This window comes from Pseudomonas sp. RIT-PI-q (genome assembly GCF_001297125.1).
Classification (GTDB): domain Bacteria; phylum Pseudomonadota; class Gammaproteobacteria; order Pseudomonadales; family Pseudomonadaceae; genus Aquipseudomonas.
On record NZ_LHPC01000039.1, the window covers coordinates 118,223 to 135,531 of the forward strand.

The window sequence follows — 17,309 nt, forward strand, 5'->3', positions numbered from 1 at the left end:
CGTCGCGAGCGAGCTCGCTCCTACAAGGGGATTGTGGTGAATTGGGGGTGTAAAAAAGCCCCGGCGATTGCTCGTCGGGGCTTTTGATTGGAACAGCGAACTCAGTGTCCGCCGAGATAAGCGTTACGCACTTCCTCGTTGACCAGCAGTTCCTTGCCGGTGCCCGTGATGCGGATCTCGCCGTTAACCATCACGTACGCCCGGTCCGACAGCTTCAGGGCGTGGTTAGCGTTCTGCTCCACCAGGAAGATGGTCATGCCGGTTTTCGCCAGTTCCCGCAGGGTCGCGAAGATCTGTTTCACCACGATCGGCGCCAGCCCCAGGCTCGGTTCATCGAGCAGCAGCAATTTGGGTCGGCTCATCAGTGCACGGGCGATGGCGAGCATTTGCTGCTCGCCGCCGGACATGGTCATGGCCCGCTGGGTGCGCCGCTCTTCGAGCCGTGGAAACAGCTCGAACATGCGCTGCATGTCTTCCTTGGCGTACTTGTCGCCAATCGGAATGGTGCCCATCTGCAGGTTTTCCTCGACGGTCATGTCGGGGAACCCCCGCCGGCCTTCCGGCGATTGAGCGATGCTGTGAGACGCGATGTAGTGGGACGACTTGTGGGTGATATCCACACCCTGATAGATGATCTGCCCGTCCGCCGCCCGCGGCTGACCGAAGATCGACATCAGCAGCGTCGACTTGCCGGCGCCGTTTGAGCCGATCAGGCTGACGGTCTCCCCTTCATTGATGTGCAGCGAAACTTTTTTCAGGGCCTGGATCGGCCCGTAAAACACATCCAGTTCCTTGAGTTCGAGGATGGGTTGGCTCATAGCACCACTTCCTCTTCATCAGCGCCCAGATAGGCCGCAATCACTTTCGGATCGTTACGGATTGCATCGGGGCCGCCCTCGGCGATAACGATGCCGTGGTCCAGCACCACGATGTGGTCGGAAATGCTCATTACCATGCCCATGTCGTGTTCGATCAGCACCACGGTCAGATCGTGCTCATCGCGCAGCAGCCGGATCATCGCGCTCAGCGCTTCGGTTTCCTGAGGGTTGAGGCCGGCAGCCGGTTCGTCGAGGCAGATGATCTGCGGACGGGTGCACATGGCCCGGGCAATTTCCAGACGGCGTTGCTGCCCGTAGGACAGTTCACCGGCCAGGCGGTTGGCGCAGTCCACCAGGTCCACCACTTCCAGCCAGTAGAACGCGTGGTCCAGCGCATCGCTTTCGGCCTTGCGGTAACCCTTGGTGTTGAGGATGCCCGCCAGCATGTTGCGGTTGACCCACATGTGCTGGGCCACCAGCAGGTTTTCCAGCACCGACATTTCCTTGAACAGGCGAATGTTCTGGAATGTCCGCGCCAGGCCGGCACGGTTCACCAGATGAGTGCCGCCGAAGGCCTTGTAGAACAGCCGGCTGGCGAAGGATTTCGGCGAGACGAAATCGACCGGTTTGAACGATTCGCCCAGCAGCTTGATGACGTTGGTCTTCTCGCCGCGAATGTTCAGTTCTATCTTGCCGCCGGAGGCCTTGTAGAAACCGGTCAGGCAGTTGAACACCGTGGTCTTGCCGGCGCCGTTGGGGCCGATCAGGGCGAAGATCGAGTTGCGGTGGACTTTCAGGCTGACATCGCTCAACGCCTTGATGCCGCCGAAGTGCATCATCAGTTTCTCGACCGAGAGTACGACTTCGCTCATGGCGCTACTCCTTTACGCGGGGTCACACCGGTACGGCTGATCCGAATCAGGCCGCGCGGTCGCCAGATCATCATCAACACCATCAGGATGCCGAACAGCAGCACGCGGTATTCCGCGAAGCCACGCAGCAGTTCCGGGGCGACGGTCAGTACGAAGGCCGCAATCACCACGCCGATGGTCGAGCCCATGCCGCCGAGTACCACGATGGCGAGGATCAGGGCCGATTCAAAAAAGGTAAACGAGGTCGGGTTGACGAAACCCTGGTAAGTGGCGAAGAACACGCCGGCCAAACCGGCAGTCGATGCACCAATGGTGAACGCCGAAAGCTTGACCAGTACGTGGTTCAGGCCCATGGAACGGCAGGCGATTTCGTCTTCACGCAAGGCTTCCCAGGCACGGCCGACCGGCATGCGGGTCAAGCGATGCTTGATGTACAACACGGCCAATACCACCAGGAACAACACCGCATAGATGAAGTAATACTTCACGTCCGGGTTGTAGGCGATGCCGAAAAACTCATGGAACGGTACACCGCCATCCTTCGCTCTTTTGCCGAACTCAAGGCCGAAGAAGGTTGGCAACGGAGCGGCCATCCCATTCGGGCCACCGGTCAGGGAGAGCCAGTTGTTGAGGATCAAGCGGATGATTTCACCGAAACCCAGGGTCACGATCGCCAGGTAGTCACCGTGCAGGCGCAGCACCGGAAAACCGAGGATGCAACCGGCAAGCCCTGCCGTGATCGCCGCCAGCGGCAGCACCGTCCAGAAACCCAGGCCGAGGTATTGATAACCGAGCGCCAGGCCGTAGGCACCGATGGCGTAGAACGCCACGTAACCCAGGTCGAGCAGGCCGGCCAAACCGACCACGATGTTCAAACCCAGGCCCAGCAACACATAGATCAGCCCGAGGATGACCACGCCCAGCAGGTAGGAGTTGGAGAAGAACGGGAACACCACGGCTATAACGATCACCAGAGGGACGATCCAGCGCAACCGGGATTTGTAATCAGGCGGCAGAACATGAACCCCGGAACCGGTGCTTTCAAAACCCTCGAGAATTCTCAGGCCCTTGGGCGTTTGCAGGAACAGGCTCAGGGCAAAGCGGCCAGCCATGACGATAGCGACAATCCATGCCACGCGAGTCGGCTGCAGGTTGAAGCCATAGCCGTCGAGGACGATGCCGACAATCGGGCCGAACACAATCAGGGCGACCAGGCCGGCGAGAATCGCGTCAACCAGACTTCTTTTGATATCAATGGTTTTTTTAGTGGTTGAAGACATCGCTTACACCTTCGACACAAGAGGACGGCCGAGCAGGCCTTGGGGCCGAAAGACCAGAACGAGAACGAGCAGCGAGAAGCTGAAAACGTCTTTGTAGTCCGAGTTGACCAGACCTGAGAACAGCGATTCGGAGATCCCGAGGATGATCCCGCCGAGCATGGCGCCAGGTAGCGAGCCAATGCCGCCGAGTACCGCGGCAGTGAACGCCTTGATGCCGATGACGAAGCCTGCGTAGAAGTCGAACGTGCCGTAGTTCATGGTGATCAGCACGCCGGCCAGGGCCGCCATCGCTGCACCGATGATGAACACATAGGAAATCACGCGGTCGGTGTTGATCCCCAGGATCGAGGCCATCTTGCGGTCTTGCTGGGTGGCGCGGCACATGCGGCCGAGCTTGGTGTACTTGATGACGTAGGTCAGCAGGGCCATCCCGGCAAACGCTGCGACCAGAATGAAGATCTTGGTGTAGGTGAGCTGGACGAAGCCGGTCCCGACTTCAACTCGCCATGCACCGGTAAGCAGTGTAGGTACACCCTGTTGACGGGCGCCCTGGGCGATCTGTGCATAGTTTTGCAGGATCAGGGAAATACCGATGGCGCTGATCAGCGGAGCCAGTCGGGTGGAGTTACGCAGCGGTTTGTAGGCGACGCGCTCGATGACCCAGCCATACACCGCCGTGACGACGATGGTGAAGACCAGTGTGCCAAGCATCAGCAGAGGGAAGGATTCAATACCGAAGTATGCCAGCAGAGCCAGACTGATCGCCGCGAGGTACGCAGAGATCATGTAAACCTCGCCATGGGCGAAGTTGATCATGCCGATGATGCCATAGACCATTGTGTAGCCGATGGCGATCAGGCCATAGACCGACCCGAGGGTCAGGCCGTTGACCAGTTGCTGCAGGAAAATACCATCCATAACGCAATCTCACACATTTGAGAGACTGCACAGAAGCCGGGTGCGACGGACCGGGGTTCAGCCGCCGGCGCAACACGGTTGTGTGCAGCTCTACGAGAAAAGACAGGTACTGCACGGACATGTTCTTCGAATCCCCGACGCACAAGGCGTCGGGGAATCAACCGCTCATATCACTTCTGTTTTTCCAGTTGGTGGTATTTGCCGTCCTTGTCCCACTGGTAAACCACGTAGTCGGAGATCTTCAGGTCGCCCTTGGCGTCCCAGGTCTTCTCGCCCATCACGGTTTGTACCTTGTTGGCTTTCAGCCATTTGGCAGCGTCTTCGCCCTTGTTGGACTTGGCGCCATTGAAGGCAGCGGCCAGGGTCTGGACCGAGGCGTAGGCGTACAGGGTGTAGCCTTCAGGCTCGGTGCCTTTTTTGCGGAACTCGTCCACGACCGTCTTGCTGTCTGGCAGCAGGCGCGGGTCGGCACCGAAGGTCATCAGCACGCCGTCGACGTATTGCGGGCCGCCAGCGGTGGTCACCAGTTCGTCGGTCACGATGCCGTCATCGGACATGAACTTCACGTCTTTCAGGCCTTCGGTACGCAGTTGTTTAACCAGTGGACCGGCTTCCGGGTGCAGACCGCCGAAGTAGACCACGTCGGCACCGGCCGCACGGATCTTGGTCACTACGGCGCTGAAGTCTTTCTCGCCGCGGGTCAGGCCTTCGTACAGCACCGGCGTCACGCCGCGCTTGACCAGCTGAGCCTTGGTGGCATCCGCCAGGCCTTGGCCGTAGGTGTCCTTGTCGTGCAGCACGGCAACTTTTTTGCCCTTGAGCACATCAACGATGTAGTCGCCGGCGACGATGCCTTGCTGGTCATCACGCCCGCACATACGGAACATGGCGCTCAGGCCGCGTTCGGTAACGGCCGGGTTGGTGGAACCTGGAGTGATGGCGATGATGCCCGCTTCGTCGTAGATCTCGGAGGCCGGGATCGTCGACGAGGAGCAGAAGTGACCGACCACACCGGCAACTTTCTGGTTGGTCAGGTCCTTGGCGACCGTCACAGCCTGTTTCGGTTCGCAGGCGTCATCGCCCTTGACCAGTACGATTTTTTCCCCGTTTACGCCGCCCGCTGCGTTGACCGCATCGGCCGCAGCTTGTGCACCCTTCATGTACTGCTCGCCAAATGCCGCGTTGGCGCCTGTCATCGGGCCCGCCACACCGATTTTCACATCAGCCTGTGCAAACGCAGAAACACCCAACGCAGCTGCCACTGCGAGGGCCAGAAAGCCTTTCTTGTAAAACGTCTGGGACATGAGGTGGTGCTCCAAGGTTTTTTTTTAGTTGGCACTGCGACTTCTCCGAATGCTCAGAGCAAGGGCCGTGCCATCGGTTTTTTATTCTGAAAAAAGTCACTGCTTTATTGTTATTTTGACTGTTTCGAGCCCATTTTCATTGGGCGTGCAACCGTCTAAACCGCGGAAGGTGAAACCATTTATTTTAAAAGGCGCAACCCTCGTGCGCCATCATTGCAACCGCGGCGCCAAACGGCGTGCAACCAGCCTGTAACAGCGTACGTCACCGAAGTGCACACTGCTGGTGCGGAACTGCTACAACCCGCACCTTTTACAGGCTAGTCGCTGCGCCGAAAAGCGCCGCTTCCAGCAACAAATTTCAACAATCAAATAACGATCCGCAAGCACTGGCCTGCGTGATACAGCGAGAACCCGGCTTCGTACAGACAGCTGCGCAATCCTGCGCCAGCCAGTGGCTGCATGGGTGCGAAAGGAATCGGTAGCGCTTGCGGATTTCCGTTACACAAGTAATCGGCAAAGGCTTTCCCCACTACAGTGCCAGTGGTAACGCCCCGCCCGTTATAACCGGTGACTGCCACTAAACCGGGCGCCGGTTCGAACAGGCGCATCAAATGATCGGGGGTGAAGGCGATGCAACCGGTCCAGGTGCATTCCCATTCCACCGGTTTGAGGTAAGGGAAATAGTGCTGCTGAACCCGATCGGCCCAGGCCTTGAGGAACCAGGTGGGTTTCTGATTGCCATTGCCCAGGCTGCCGAGCAACAGACGGCCATCCTTGTCGCGACGAATGCTACTGAGTACCTGACGGGTGTCCCAGGAACCCTGGCCACCGGGAAGGATTTGCTGCGCGGCGTCTTCGGTCAGCGGCACCGACGCCACCTGATAGTAGTAACCGGGGAAGAAATTGCGCCGCAATTCCGTCCAGTCACCTTCGGTGTAAGCGTTGGACGCGATCACCACTTGCTCGGCCAGCACCGAACCCTGAGCGGTTTGTACCGACCAGCGCTGGCCCTGACGCTCAAGTCGGGTCACCGGAGAATGATCGAACAATTGACCGCCGAGGCCGATGGCCGCTTTGGCCAGCCCCGTGGTGTAGGCCATCGGGTTAATCGTGCCGGCACGTCGATCAAGCAGCGCGGCGGCAATTTTCTTGGTGCCCGTCGCTTGCTCGCAGGCATGCCCTGTCAGCAGTTCAACCGGGGCGCCGCGACGTTTCCATTGTGCTTCACGACTGCGCAAGTCGGCTTCGCCGCGGGCGTTGTGCGCCATGTGCAGCGTGCCTTCGCGGCGCAACTGGCAATCGATGTTGTATCTGTCGACCAGGCTGAACACCAGGGACGGTGCTGCGCCCAGCATGCGGTTGAGCTGGCTGCCAACCGCTTCGCCGAAACCGGCTTCGATCTCGTCCGGTGGAATCCACATGCCGGCGTTGACCAGCCCGACATTGCGCCCCGAACCACCATGACCGGCGCGATGCGCTTCCAGCACACACACGCTTTTGCCCTGTTCCAGCAAATGCACCGCCGCCGACAGCCCGGTGAAACCGGCGCCGATGACGCAGACATCCACCTTCACCTCGCCCTTGAGCGCCGAGTTGTCGGGCCTTTGCGGCGTCAGTTTTTCCCACAGACACTCTTCGCGTAACGGCATTGCCAGACTCCAACAGAAACCTAACAAACAACAAAGCAAAAGCTTCGCGGGCAAGCCTCGCTCCTACAGGGATCACATTAAACCTGTAGGAGCGAGGCTTGCCCGCGAAGGGGCCTATCAGTCGAACGTAATGCCCTGAGCCAACGGCAACTCCAGCGAATAGTTCACGGTGTTGGTCTGACGGCGCATGTACCCGCGCCATGCATCCGACCCGGATTCACGACCACCGCCGGTCTCTTTCTCGCCACCAAACGCGCCGCCAATTTCCGCGCCGCTCGGGCCGATGTTGACGTTGGCGATACCGCAATCGCTGCCCACATCCGACATGAACTGTTCGGCTTCACGCACGTCGGTGGTGAAGATGCACGAGGACAGGCCTTGCGGCACCGCGTTGTTCAGACGCAGGGCTTCGGTGAAATCCTTGTAACCGACGACGTACAAGATTGGCGCGAAGGTTTCGTTGCAGACCACGTCGCTCTGCTCAGGCATTTCAACGATGGCCGGCGAGACGTAGTAAGCGTTGGGGTATTTGTCTTCCAGCTGACGCGTGCCGCCGAATACCCGGCCGCCTTCGCTCAAGGCTTGTTCCAGCGCGTCCTGCATGTTTTCGAAGCTGTGCTTGTCGATCAGCGGACCGATCAGATTGCCCTCAAGCGGGTTGCCGATGCGGACCTTGGAGTAGGCAGCCTTGAGGCGGGTGACGATTTCATCCTTCACCGACTCGTGGGCAATCAGGCGACGCAGGGTGGTGCAACGCTGACCGGCCGTGCCGACGGCGCTGAACAGGATGGCGCGAACGGCCATGTCCAGGTCGGCGCTTGGGCCGAGGATCATTGCGTTGTTGCCGCCCAGTTCCAGGATGCTGCGAGCGAAGCGTGCGGCAATTTTCGGTGCCACTTCGCGGCCCATGCGGGTGCTGCCGGTGGCGCTGATCAGCGCGACACGCGGGTCATCGACCAACGCTTCGCCAGCATCGCGACCGCCGATGATGACTTGACTCAGATGCGGAGGGGCATCACTGAAATTCTTCAACACGCGGTCGAACAGCGCCTGGCAAGCCAGTGCGGTCAACGGAGTTTTTTCCGACGGTTTCCAGATCACCGGGTTACCGCAAACCAGCGCCAGCGTGGTGTTCCAGGCCCAGACCGCCACCGGGAAGTTGAACGCGCTGATCACGCCGACGATGCCCAGCGGGTGCCAGGTTTCGCGCATGTGGTGGCCAGGACGCTCGGAAGCGATGGTCAAACCATACAGTTGACGGGACAGACCGGCCGCGAAGTCGCAGATGTCGATCATTTCCTGCACTTCACCCAGGCCTTCCTGAGTGATCTTGCCGGCTGCCCAGGAGACCAGCTCACCGAGGTCGGCCTTGTATTCGCGCAGGATGTCGCCCAGTTGGCGCACCAATTCGCCACGGCGCGGAGCCGGGACCTTGCGCCACAGTTCGAACGCATGATCTGCACGACTGATGTGCTGCTCGACTTCAGCGGCACCTTCCCAGTTCACGGCGGCGATCTGGCTGCCGTCGATAGGCGAATGCACCGGCACTTTGCCGTTCTGGTACAGGGCCGGGTTCACACCAAGACGATCAAGCAATGCGGCAACCATGGGTCACTCCTCGAGCAAAAAACAGAAAACGTCCAGCCGGAAAATCACAGCTGATCAGACCTGTAGTTTTAGCGCCCCTGAGGTTACCCAACAAACGACCTTTAAGAGAGATATCATTCCGTTTATTCATGCTGCGAATCTGCCGGTACAAAAAGCAGAGAGAAATAAGAAAAAGGACCACCCATGCTGAATAAACGCTACTTGCCGTCGATCACCGCGCTGCAGTGTTTCGAGGCTGTTACACGGCATTTGAGCTTCACCCGGGCCGCCGAAGAGCTGAACCTGACCCAGAGCGCCGTCAGCAAACAAGTCGCGCAACTCGAAGAGTTGTTGCAGCACCTGCTGTTTCGCCGGGTGCGTCGACGCCTGCAAATGACCCCGGCCGGCGATTTGTACCTGGTGGAAGTACGAAAAATCCTCACGCAGGTCGAGATGTCGACCCATTACCTGCGCTCCTACGGCGGTGAAACCGAAGTCTTGCGTGTTTCAACGCCCCCGACCTTCGGCGCGCGCTGGCTGGTCCCACGCTTGAAGGGCTGGCGCCTGCGGCATCCGTCGATCCATCTGGACCTGTGCAGCGAGCAAGAGGCCGACGACCTGCTGCAAGGTCGCAGCGACCTGGCGTTCTATTTTGGCCAGGGCTCACGGCCCGGCACCGAATGCCTGAAACTGTTTGGTGAAGAGCTGGTGCCGGTCTGCGCCCCCGGCAGCCTGCCGGACACGCCGTTCACCGACCCGACGCAACTCACCGACCTGGTCCTGCTGCAAAATGCCTCGCGGCCCCAGGCCTGGCACGACTGGTTCGACAATCAGGGCTACCACACCGAACACAGCTACCACGGCCCGCGTTTCGAAACTTTTTATATGTGCATCCGCGCAGCGCAAGTGGGCTGCGGCGTGGCGCTGCTGCCACGGTTTCTGGTGGAAGAGGAATTGGCCGACGGCAAACTGGTCATTCCCTGGCAGCATGCCATGCCCAGTTCCGACGCCTATTACCTGGCGTACCCGGAGCACTCGGCGGAAGTGCCCAAGGTGCGGGATTTTGTGAAGTGGATGCTGGAGCAGGTCGACAGCCCGGACACACCGAAAACTTGAAGCGCCACACACCCCTGTGGGAGCGGGCTTGCCCGCGATAGCGTCAGTAAATCCAACATTTATGTGGCTGACTGATTGCTATCGCGGGCAAGCCCGCTCCCACAGGGGTGTGCTGCGATCTAAAAAAACGCTGGCAATCCCCACCATTGATATGCGCCACTAGCGCCATTCATTGAAACAGCTGCAACGCCGCGGCCACGCGCCGCGACCAGCCTGGAGATACCCGTTATGAGCGAGAGCGTGTTTGGCGATCGCATCGTGCAGAACCTGCTCGACACCGACTTCTACAAACTGACGATGATGCAGGCGGTGCTGCACAACTACCCTAACGTCGAAGTCGAATGGGAGTTTCGTTGCCGTAACAGTGAGGATCTGCGCCCGTACCTCGCGGAGATCCGTTTCCAGATCGAGCGCCTGGCCGAGTTGAGCCTGAGCGCTGACCAGCTGAGTTTCATGGAACGCATCAGCTTCATGAAACCGGACTTCCTGCGTTTTCTCGGGCTGTTCCGCTTCAACCTGCGCTACGTCCACACCGGCATTGAAAACGGCGAGCTGTTCATCCGCCTGCGCGGGCCGTGGCTGCATGTGATTCTGTTCGAAGTGCCGCTGTTGGCGATTGTCAGCGAGGTGCGCAACCGCTATCGCCACCGGGAGGTCGTCCGGGAGCAGGCCCGCGGGCAGCTCTATCGCAAATTCGACGGGCTGACCGCCAATGCCGGCAGCGACGAATTGTCCGAATTGCAGGTAGCCGATTGCGGCACCCGCCGGCGCTTTTCGTACCGCGTGCAGGAAGAAGTGGTGAACGTGCTCAAGCACGACTTCCCCGGGCGTTTCGTCGGCACCAGCAACGTGCACCTTTCCCGCGAATTGGACATGAAACCGTTGGGCACCATGGCCCACGAGTGGATCATGGCTCACCAACAACTCGGCCCGCGACTGATCGACAGCCAGATTGCCGCCCTCGATTGCTGGGTCCGCGAGTACAGAGGCCTGCTGGGGATCGCCCTCACCGACTGCATCACCACCGATGCCTTCCTCGGCGATTTCGATCTGTATTTCGCCAAGCTCTTCGACGGCCTGCGCCACGACTCCGGGGATCCGGTGATCTGGGCCGAAAAAGCCATCGCTCACTACCACAAGCTCGGCATCGATCCGATGAGCAAGACGCTGGTGTTCTCCGACAGCCTGACGCTGCCCAAGTCGCTGGAAATATTTCGCGCATTACGCGGTCGGATCAATGTCAGCTTTGGCATCGGCACCAACCTGACGTGCGATATTCCGGGTGTCGAACCGATGAGCATCGTGCTTAAAATGGCCGCCTGCAACGGCCAACCGGTGGCAAAGATCTCCGATGAGCCTGGCAAGACCCACTGCAAAGACCCGAATTTCGTCGCCTATTTGCGACATGTTTTCAAAGTACCTGCCGCCCTTTCCAGCACATCAAGCATTACTAGCAAGGAGTGAATTCATGCAAGCCGAACAGCGTGAGATTGCTGAGCAGCTCAAGGTTCAACCGCCGTTCGCCGACCAGGCCGCCCTCAAAGCTGAAGTCGCCCGGCGGATTACGTTCATCCAGGATTGCCTGGTCAATTCCGGGCTCAAGACCCTGGTGCTCGGCATCAGCGGCGGCGTCGATTCCCTGACCGCCGGCCTGCTGGCCCAGCGCGCCATGCGCGAACTGCGCGAGCGCACGGGTGACGACAGCTACAAGTTCATCGCCGTGCGCCTGCCGTACGAAACCCAGTTCGATGAACACGACGCCCAGGCGTCGGTGGATTTCATCGCCCCGGACGAGCGCCACACCGTGAACATCGGCCCGGCGGTCAAATCCCTGGCCAGTGAAGTCGTCGCTTTCGAAGGCAAGCAGGCGGTCTCGGTGGATTTCGTGCTCGGCAACACCAAGGCGCGGATGCGCATGGTCGCCCAGTACACCATCGCTGGCGCAGCCAATGGCCTGGTGATCGGCACTGACCACGCGGCGGAAGCGGTGATGGGTTTCTTCACCAAGTTCGGTGACGGCGCCTGCGACCTGGCACCGCTGAGCGGTCTGGTGAAAAACCAGGTTCGGGCCATCGCCCGCAGCTTCGGCGCGCCGGAATCGCTGGTGGAAAAAATCCCGACGGCGGACCTTGAAGACCTCGCGCCGGGCAAACCGGACGAAGCGTCCCACGGCGTGACTTACGCCGAGATCGACGCGTTCCTGCACGGCGAGCCGGTGCGTGAGGAAGCGTTCAAGATCATCTGCAATACGTACAAAAAGACCCATCACAAACGCGTGATGCCGTTTGCGCCTTGATCCATGAGTGAATTAAAAAGCCCGCTGAAGCGTTGAGCTTCTGCGGGCTTTTTCTTTGGCTTAAGCATTTATCGATGCTACCGGCCTCATCGCGGGCAAGCCCGCTCCCACATGGACACCACTGAACCTGTGGGAGCGGGCTTGCCCGCGATGAATGTTAACGCGGTGAACCTGCTTACTTCAGGGTCACAGTGCCTTTCATCATCGAGATGTGGCCAGGGAACGAGCAGAAGAAGCCGTAGGCTTCGCCGGCAGCCAATTTCGACACATCGAAGGTCACCGAATCGGTTTCCTTGGCACCAATGATTTTGGTGTGAGCGATGATGCGCGCGTCACCTTCCGGCAAGTAGTTCTTGTCGATGCCTGCGGCCAGGCCAGCGGTGGCGATCGGCTGCATATCAGCTTCTTTGCTCAGCACCCAGTTATGGCCCATGACGTTTTTCGGCAGGCTGCCGGAATGGGTCAGCTCAACGGTGAAGGTCTTGCAGCTTTTGTCGATTTCGATGGCCTTGGTGTTGAAGGACATCTGATCAGTAGAGTCGACAGTGACCTTGCATTCAGCAGCCATCAATTGACTGCTGGCCAGCGTCAGCAGGGATACCGCAACAAGTTTGGCAAACATGGTGAATCTCCAAGGCAGGGTTAACAAAAGTGCGAATGGACAGAAGACTGCCTGAAAACTTCGCAAGTTCCTATGACCTGAATCAAAAATTGTATACAACTTTCGGGCTATGACACCTATCGAAACAATCTACCAGCCAGACGTCTAGGGCGGCCCTATCATCAGGTCGTCATCACTCATCTGGAGCGCCAGTCATGTCCATCAATAGCCTGTTGTGCAGTTTGCTCGCCGCCTACGCCTGTGGCGCCAGTGGCACCTACGAAACCCCCAAGCGCGAAGTTTAGCCCTTGGAACGCCGCTTGCCTGCCTTTACTCTGTGGCGATACCGACCATGGAGTAAGGCATGTCTTTAGCGTCCGTTTGTGTATTTTGCGGTGCCAGCACCGGCACCAACCCGGCTTATCGTGAAGCGGCTGTCGCCTTGGGGCGAGCATTGGCCGAGCGCAAGCTGACCCTGGTCTATGGCGGCGGCGCCGTCGGCCTGATGGGGGTCGTTGCCGATGCCGCCCTGGCGGCCGGCGGTGAAGTGATCGGGATCATCCCGCAAAGCCTCAAAGACAAGGAAATCGGCCACAGCGGCCTGACCCGCCTGGAAGTCGTCGACGGCATGCATGCGCGCAAGGCGCGAATGGCAGAACTCAGCGACGCGTTTATCGCCCTGCCCGGCGGCCTCGGCACGCTTGAAGAACTGTTCGAAGTCTGGACCTGGGGCCAGCTCGGTTACCACGGCAAACCGCTGGGTTTGCTCGAAGTGAACGGTTTCTACAGCAAACTGACCGGTTTTCTTGATCATATCGTCGGCGAAGGCTTCGTTCGCGAAGCGCACCGTGACATGCTGCAAGTGAGCGAATCGCCGCAAACCCTGCTCGATGCCCTGGACGCCTGGCAGCCGACAGTGGTGCCCAAGTGGACGGAGCAAAAACCCAGCTAACGGCTCGGCACCGATACAGGGCAGAATATGCGCCGCTCAACCTCACCTTCGACCCCAGAGGATCGCCCATGGCTAAACCTAATTATTCCTTCGCCAAACGTCAGAGAGACTTGGCCAAGGAGCAGAAGAAAGAGGAAAAGCTTCAGCGCAAGAAAGCTACAGCTGAAGAAGAAGCAGCAGCACTGAACCCGGATGCCGAAGGCGAAGTGGCTACAGACGAAACTGAAGCACCGAAAGATCAGGCGCCCGACGCCTGAGACCCTCAGGGCCCGATGATCTGATCAGGCCCACCGGATCTGTGTCCAGGGTCAGCAGTTTCGCTGCTGCCCCTCACAGGCCAACCCTGAAAATCCCCACATTCCCCCTGTAGGAGCTGGCTTGCCAGCGATGGTCGTTAACGATAACGCTCCACGCCTGACACCCCGTGGCGCTCTCGGGTTTTTCGCGAGCAAGCTCGCGCCTACAGAAGTTTTAGTTAATCCAGTGGCATTACGGTGACGCGGACTTCCGGGTCGTGGTTGCCGCCGCCCAGGATCACCCCGCGCAATGGCGAGACGTCGGAAAAATCCCGGCCCCAGGCCAGGGTGATGTGTTCCAGCGCCGGTTGTACGTTATTGGTCGGATCGAAATCGACCCAACCCAGCACCGGGCAAAACACCGAGACCCAGGCATGTGACGCATCGGCACCGATCAGCCGAGGCTGGCCGGGCGGTGGCTGGGTCAGCAGGTAGCCGCTGATATACCGGGCAGCCAATCCACGAGAACGCACGCAGGCGAGCATCAAATGAGCGAAGTCCTGGCAAACGCCGCGTCGGCGCTCCAGCACTTCCACCAACGGCGTCGCCACTTGAGTCGCCTCCGCATCGAAGGTGAATTCGCTGAAGATCTTCTCCATCAAGGCCTGAACACCCAGTAACAACGGCCGCCCCGCAGGGAAACAACTTTCCGAGAACTCGACAAAGTTGCGTTTCAAATGCACGTAGGGCGATTCGAACCGGTAGCGGCACGCTTCCAGCAAAGCAGGACTTAGCGGCTGACTGCTGTAGGTCAGCGCGTTGCGGGTGTCTTCCCAGGCCGGTGATTGGTTGAAATCAAGCGTGGGCCGAGCCAGCACTTCGACGGTGAGCCGAGCGTTGACCAGCAACTCATCATGCGGCCGTTCGAACGCCAACCGGGTCAGCGGGTTGCCGAACACATCCAGCTCATCCCGACGCGAGGTCGGGTCGGGGCTGATCTGCAATTGCTGCTCGGTGCAGCGCTGCCAGGCACAGGGGCGCGGCCATAGGTGCGCCAGTTGCTGAGCCAGGGACACCGGGCTGTCGTAGTGGTAGTGGGTATCGTGGAGAATCTGGTAATGGGCGCTCATCAGACGGACACCGTGCGCTGGCTGACATCATCGACATGGGCGAAATGGCGCAAGGCCAGGCGATCCGACACCTGGCCACTGGCATCGGCGATCTCTTGCAGCAGATCAGCCAAGCCTTCGACGGCGGCGCGGACGCTGGTTTCGCCGAACAACGGGTTTTCCAGACAGCCCAGGTCGAAGCGCGCCAGTCGCTCCACCAGGTATGGAAGGCCTGCTTCACGGGGCACGCCAAAGTCGTCGTTCAAGCGTTTGAGCGTGCGGGTCACCAGCTTCAACTGGAACAACACCGCGTGAGGGTTCTGTTCGTCGAGCAACAACAGGTCCAGCACCGGGATCAACTGCGCCACCGCCAGATATCGCGAGCGATAGGTGATGCTGCTGTTGCCCAGCTCCAGCAGCCATTCGAGGCCGGCCTGATCGAAAGCCCCGGCACCACGCAGAAACGCCGCCAGGCTCGCGCTGAGAAACTGCAGGCGTTCGATCCGGCGGCCGATCATCAGGAAACGCCAGCCTTCGTCTCGGGTCATGTCGTCCAGGGCAAAACCGGACAGCGCCGCCAGGGACATCACCAAGCGGTTGAGGAAATCCATCAGCTCGCCAAAATCCGGCTCATCGGTTTCCAGCTCCATGGCCTCGCGCTGCAACTCCACCAACGCCTGCCAGTTTTCCCGTGAGAGCTTGCCGCGCACCTGCGAGGCCGCCCACTGCAAGCGTTGCAGATTGGAGCGCAAGCTGAACGGCCAGTCATCGCCGAGCAACGCCGCCAGCAACCGTTCGGGCAACTCGCCTTCATCAGGCAACAGATTCAGGCGCTCGCCCAGATCGACCGCCGCCAGCAAGGCTTGCGGGTCATCGCCATCGACGTAGCGCGCCAGCATGATCCGCAGCAACCGCGCGCTGTCATCGCAACGCTCGCAATAGCGGCCGAACCAGAACAGGTTTTCCACCACCCGCGACGGCAGATACGGATCACGTCGCACCAGATCATGTACGCCAATCGTGCGCTGGGTTTTCCATTGCTCGCCACTCGGCGGACGATCCCCCAGCACCCAGGTGTCCTTGCTCGCGCCGCCGCGCTGCATCGACACCACTTCAGCGTCAGCTTCGGCGGCTACCCGGGTCAGGCCGCCGGGCAATACCCGATAACCGTCGCGACTGGCCACCGCGTACACGCGCATGCCGATGGCCCGGGGTTGCAGTTGACCGCCCTCGGCTTGCCAGATCGGCGCCTGAGACAATTGCGCGAGTTCTTGCGCGACATAGGCGTAAGGGCGAGCCTGCATGCGCTCGGCCAGGATTTGGCGCTGTTTTTCGCTCAAATCGCGTCCAAACACAGGCGTAAAGCTCTGCGACGGAAAGGCCGGTTTGATCAGCAGTTCCGGAAGTTTTTCCAGCGCCTGCGCCAGTACGGGTTCTTCACCACACCACCAGGTTGCAATGGACGGCAGGATCAGTTCTTCGCCGAACAGGAATTGATTGATCCGGGGCAGGAAACCCAGCAACCCCGGCGACTCCAGCACGCCGCTGCCAAGGGCATTGGCCACCAGCACTCGCCCCTGCCGCACAGCTTCGAGCAGGCCCGGCACGCCAAGGGCCGAGTCGGTGCGCAGTTCCAGCGGGTCGCAAAAGTCATCGTCGAGCCGGCGCATGATCGCGTGAACCCGGCGCAGGCCGCTCAATGTTTTCAGGTAAACCGTGGCGTCCCGGACGGTCAGGTCGCCGCCCTCCACCAGTGGATAACCGAGCTGGCGCGCCAGGTACAAATGCTCGAAATAGCTTTCGTTGAAACGCCCCGGCGTCAGCAACACGATGAGTGGCGCTTCGTCATCGCTCGGCGCCTGACGGGCGAGCGTCTCTTGCAGCGTGCGGAAGAACCCGGCCAGATGCTGCACCTTCAAATCGCGGTACAACTCGGGAAAGGCCCGGGACACGATGGTGCGGTTTTCCAGCGCGTAACCGGCACCGGACGGCGCTTGCGTCCGATCCGCCGTCACCCACCAGCGACCGTCGGGTGTGCGCGCCAGATCCACGGCATACAGATGCAGAAAAGCCCCGTCGGGCGGCGTGATGCCCTGACACGGCCAAAGGAAGTTGTTGTGACCGAACACCAGTTCAGCCGGCAGCAAACCTTCGGCGATCAACCGTTGCGGCCCATACAAGTCCGCCAGCACTGCGTTGAGCAAGCGTGCCCGTTGGGCGATGCCGGCCGACAGGTGCTGCCATTCATCAGCGGCAATCACATGGGGCAGCAGGTCCAGTTCCCACGGCCGATCGGCGCCCTTGGGGTCGGCGTAGACGTTATAGGTCACGCCGTTTTCCTGGATCTGCCGGGTCAGCAGCGCCTGACGCTGCGCCAGTTGCGCTGGCGTGCTGCGTTGCAATTGGTCGAACAGCCGACGCCAGTGCAGGCGCACCGCGCCGCTGTCGTCGAGCAGTTCGTGATAAGTGCCCGCCGTCAGCGGGTAGCGGTCTAGCAGGTCAGGCATGGAAAGCTCGGCAGACAGCAAGGAACGGTCAGACTAACGCAGGCTCATGACGCCCGGATATACG

15 protein-coding genes are annotated in these 17,309 nt (G+C 60.1%); 5 read left to right on the forward strand and 10 right to left on the reverse strand.

The features are described from left to right. Positions 1 to 101 precede the first annotated feature (101 nt). The 7 genes from AEQ67_RS21220 to amaB all read right to left on the reverse strand — a co-directional run bounded on the left by AEQ67_RS21220 (position 102) and on the right by amaB (position 8,449). Positions 102 to 818, reverse strand: a complete 717-nt coding sequence (locus AEQ67_RS21220) for an ABC transporter ATP-binding protein (RefSeq protein WP_059405786.1) — start codon at positions 816 to 818, stop codon at positions 102 to 104. Continuing rightward, positions 815 to 1,690: an ABC transporter ATP-binding protein gene (locus AEQ67_RS21225; protein WP_059405787.1), complete on the reverse strand. Its 876-nt coding sequence runs from the start codon at positions 1,688 to 1,690 to the stop codon at positions 815 to 817. Before AEQ67_RS21225 ends, AEQ67_RS21220 begins: the two co-directional genes overlap by 4 nt. Further along, positions 1,687 to 2,970 (reverse strand): high-affinity branched-chain amino acid ABC transporter permease LivM, encoded by a 1,284-nt coding sequence (gene livM, locus AEQ67_RS21230; protein WP_059405788.1) that lies wholly within the window; start codon positions 2,968 to 2,970, stop codon positions 1,687 to 1,689. The genes AEQ67_RS21225 and livM overlap by 4 nt, the downstream gene beginning before the upstream one ends. Positions 2,971 to 2,973: 3 nt before the next feature. Continuing rightward, positions 2,974 to 3,888 carry an ABC transporter permease subunit gene (locus AEQ67_RS21235; RefSeq protein ID WP_059405789.1) on the reverse strand — a complete coding sequence of 305 codons (915 nt, stop codon included), beginning with the start codon at positions 3,886 to 3,888 and terminating at the stop codon, positions 2,974 to 2,976. Positions 3,889 to 4,058: 170 nt separating this feature from the next. Continuing rightward, on the reverse strand, positions 4,059 to 5,192 hold the full coding sequence (locus AEQ67_RS21240; RefSeq protein WP_059405790.1) for a branched-chain amino acid ABC transporter substrate-binding protein: 1,134 nt from the start codon (positions 5,190 to 5,192) through the stop codon (positions 4,059 to 4,061). A gap of 365 nt (positions 5,193 to 5,557) precedes the next feature. Next, positions 5,558 to 6,841: an L-pipecolate oxidase gene (amaA, locus tag AEQ67_RS21245; protein WP_059405791.1), complete on the reverse strand. Its 1,284-nt coding sequence runs from the start codon at positions 6,839 to 6,841 to the stop codon at positions 5,558 to 5,560. 117 nt (positions 6,842 to 6,958) lie between these two features. Then, positions 6,959 to 8,449: an L-piperidine-6-carboxylate dehydrogenase gene (amaB, locus tag AEQ67_RS21250; protein WP_059405792.1), complete on the reverse strand. Its 1,491-nt coding sequence runs from the start codon at positions 8,447 to 8,449 to the stop codon at positions 6,959 to 6,961. A 183-nt stretch (positions 8,450 to 8,632) separates the two neighbouring features. Here amaB and AEQ67_RS21255 point away from each other — a divergent pair, with 183 nt between their 5' ends. The 3 genes from AEQ67_RS21255 (at position 8,633) to nadE (ending at position 11,840) form a co-directional block, all read left to right on the forward strand. After that, a complete protein-coding gene (locus AEQ67_RS21255) occupies positions 8,633 to 9,544 on the forward strand; it encodes a LysR family transcriptional regulator (protein ID WP_059405793.1) in 912 nt (303 codons plus the stop codon). Between the two features lie 228 nt (positions 9,545 to 9,772). Continuing rightward, the gene (pncB, locus tag AEQ67_RS21260; RefSeq protein ID WP_059405794.1) at positions 9,773 to 11,008 is read left to right on the forward strand and encodes a nicotinate phosphoribosyltransferase; all 1,236 of its coding nucleotides are present in this window, start codon (positions 9,773 to 9,775) and stop codon (positions 11,006 to 11,008) included. 4 nt (positions 11,009 to 11,012) lie between these two features. Further along, on the forward strand, positions 11,013 to 11,840 hold the full coding sequence (nadE, locus tag AEQ67_RS21265; RefSeq protein ID WP_059405795.1) for an ammonia-dependent NAD(+) synthetase: 828 nt from the start codon (positions 11,013 to 11,015) through the stop codon (positions 11,838 to 11,840). 175 nt (positions 11,841 to 12,015) lie between these two features. Here nadE and azu read toward each other — a convergent pair whose 3' ends face one another. After that, the gene (azu, locus tag AEQ67_RS21270) at positions 12,016 to 12,462 is read right to left on the reverse strand and encodes an azurin (RefSeq protein WP_059405796.1); all 447 of its coding nucleotides are present in this window, start codon (positions 12,460 to 12,462) and stop codon (positions 12,016 to 12,018) included. Between the two features lie 343 nt (positions 12,463 to 12,805). Between azu and AEQ67_RS21275 the strand changes: the two genes are divergently transcribed. Beyond that, positions 12,806 to 13,393, forward strand: coding sequence for a TIGR00730 family Rossman fold protein (locus AEQ67_RS21275; protein ID WP_059405797.1), 588 nt, complete (start codon positions 12,806 to 12,808; stop codon positions 13,391 to 13,393). A 68-nt stretch (positions 13,394 to 13,461) separates the two neighbouring features. Continuing rightward, a complete protein-coding gene (locus AEQ67_RS21280; RefSeq protein WP_007947526.1) occupies positions 13,462 to 13,650 on the forward strand; it encodes a hypothetical protein in 189 nt (62 codons plus the stop codon). Between the two features lie 218 nt (positions 13,651 to 13,868). On the opposite strand, the gene AEQ67_RS21285 is transcribed toward AEQ67_RS21280, so the two are convergent. Both AEQ67_RS21285 and AEQ67_RS21290 read right to left on the reverse strand, forming a co-directional pair. Further along, positions 13,869 to 14,759 carry a transglutaminase family protein gene (locus AEQ67_RS21285; RefSeq protein WP_059405798.1) on the reverse strand — a complete coding sequence of 297 codons (891 nt, stop codon included), beginning with the start codon at positions 14,757 to 14,759 and terminating at the stop codon, positions 13,869 to 13,871. Then, positions 14,759 to 17,245: a circularly permuted type 2 ATP-grasp protein gene (locus AEQ67_RS21290; protein WP_059405799.1), complete on the reverse strand. Its 2,487-nt coding sequence runs from the start codon at positions 17,243 to 17,245 to the stop codon at positions 14,759 to 14,761. The genes AEQ67_RS21285 and AEQ67_RS21290 overlap by 1 nt, the downstream gene beginning before the upstream one ends. Positions 17,246 to 17,309 lie beyond the last annotated feature (64 nt).

Excerpts from the sequence above, each read along its gene's own strand:
- AEQ67_RS21220 (WP_059405786.1), bottom strand. The coding sequence starts at position 818 with ATGAGCCAACCCATCCTCGAACTCAAGGAACTGGATGTGTTTTACGGG.
- AEQ67_RS21225 (WP_059405787.1), bottom strand. The coding sequence starts at position 1,690 with ATGAGCGAAGTCGTACTCTCGGTCGAGAAACTGATGATGCACTTCGGC.
- livM (WP_059405788.1), bottom strand. The coding sequence starts at position 2,970 with ATGTCTTCAACCACTAAAAAAACCATTGATATCAAAAGAAGTCTGGTT.
- AEQ67_RS21235 (WP_059405789.1), bottom strand. The coding sequence starts at position 3,888 with ATGGATGGTATTTTCCTGCAGCAACTGGTCAACGGCCTGACCCTCGGG.
- AEQ67_RS21240 (WP_059405790.1), bottom strand. The coding sequence starts at position 5,192 with ATGTCCCAGACGTTTTACAAGAAAGGCTTTCTGGCCCTCGCAGTGGCA.
- amaA (WP_059405791.1), bottom strand. The coding sequence starts at position 6,841 with ATGCCGTTACGCGAAGAGTGTCTGTGGGAAAAACTGACGCCGCAAAGG.
- amaB (WP_059405792.1), bottom strand. The coding sequence starts at position 8,449 with ATGGTTGCCGCATTGCTTGATCGTCTTGGTGTGAACCCGGCCCTGTAC.
- AEQ67_RS21255 (WP_059405793.1), top strand. The coding sequence starts at position 8,633 with ATGCTGAATAAACGCTACTTGCCGTCGATCACCGCGCTGCAGTGTTTC.
- pncB (WP_059405794.1), top strand. The coding sequence starts at position 9,773 with ATGAGCGAGAGCGTGTTTGGCGATCGCATCGTGCAGAACCTGCTCGAC.
- nadE (WP_059405795.1), top strand. The coding sequence starts at position 11,013 with ATGCAAGCCGAACAGCGTGAGATTGCTGAGCAGCTCAAGGTTCAACCG.
- azu (WP_059405796.1), bottom strand. The coding sequence starts at position 12,462 with ATGTTTGCCAAACTTGTTGCGGTATCCCTGCTGACGCTGGCCAGCAGT.
- AEQ67_RS21275 (WP_059405797.1), top strand. The coding sequence starts at position 12,806 with ATGTCTTTAGCGTCCGTTTGTGTATTTTGCGGTGCCAGCACCGGCACC.
- AEQ67_RS21280 (WP_007947526.1), top strand. The coding sequence starts at position 13,462 with ATGGCTAAACCTAATTATTCCTTCGCCAAACGTCAGAGAGACTTGGCC.
- AEQ67_RS21285 (WP_059405798.1), bottom strand. The coding sequence starts at position 14,759 with ATGAGCGCCCATTACCAGATTCTCCACGATACCCACTACCACTACGAC.
- AEQ67_RS21290 (WP_059405799.1), bottom strand. The coding sequence starts at position 17,245 with ATGCCTGACCTGCTAGACCGCTACCCGCTGACGGCGGGCACTTATCAC.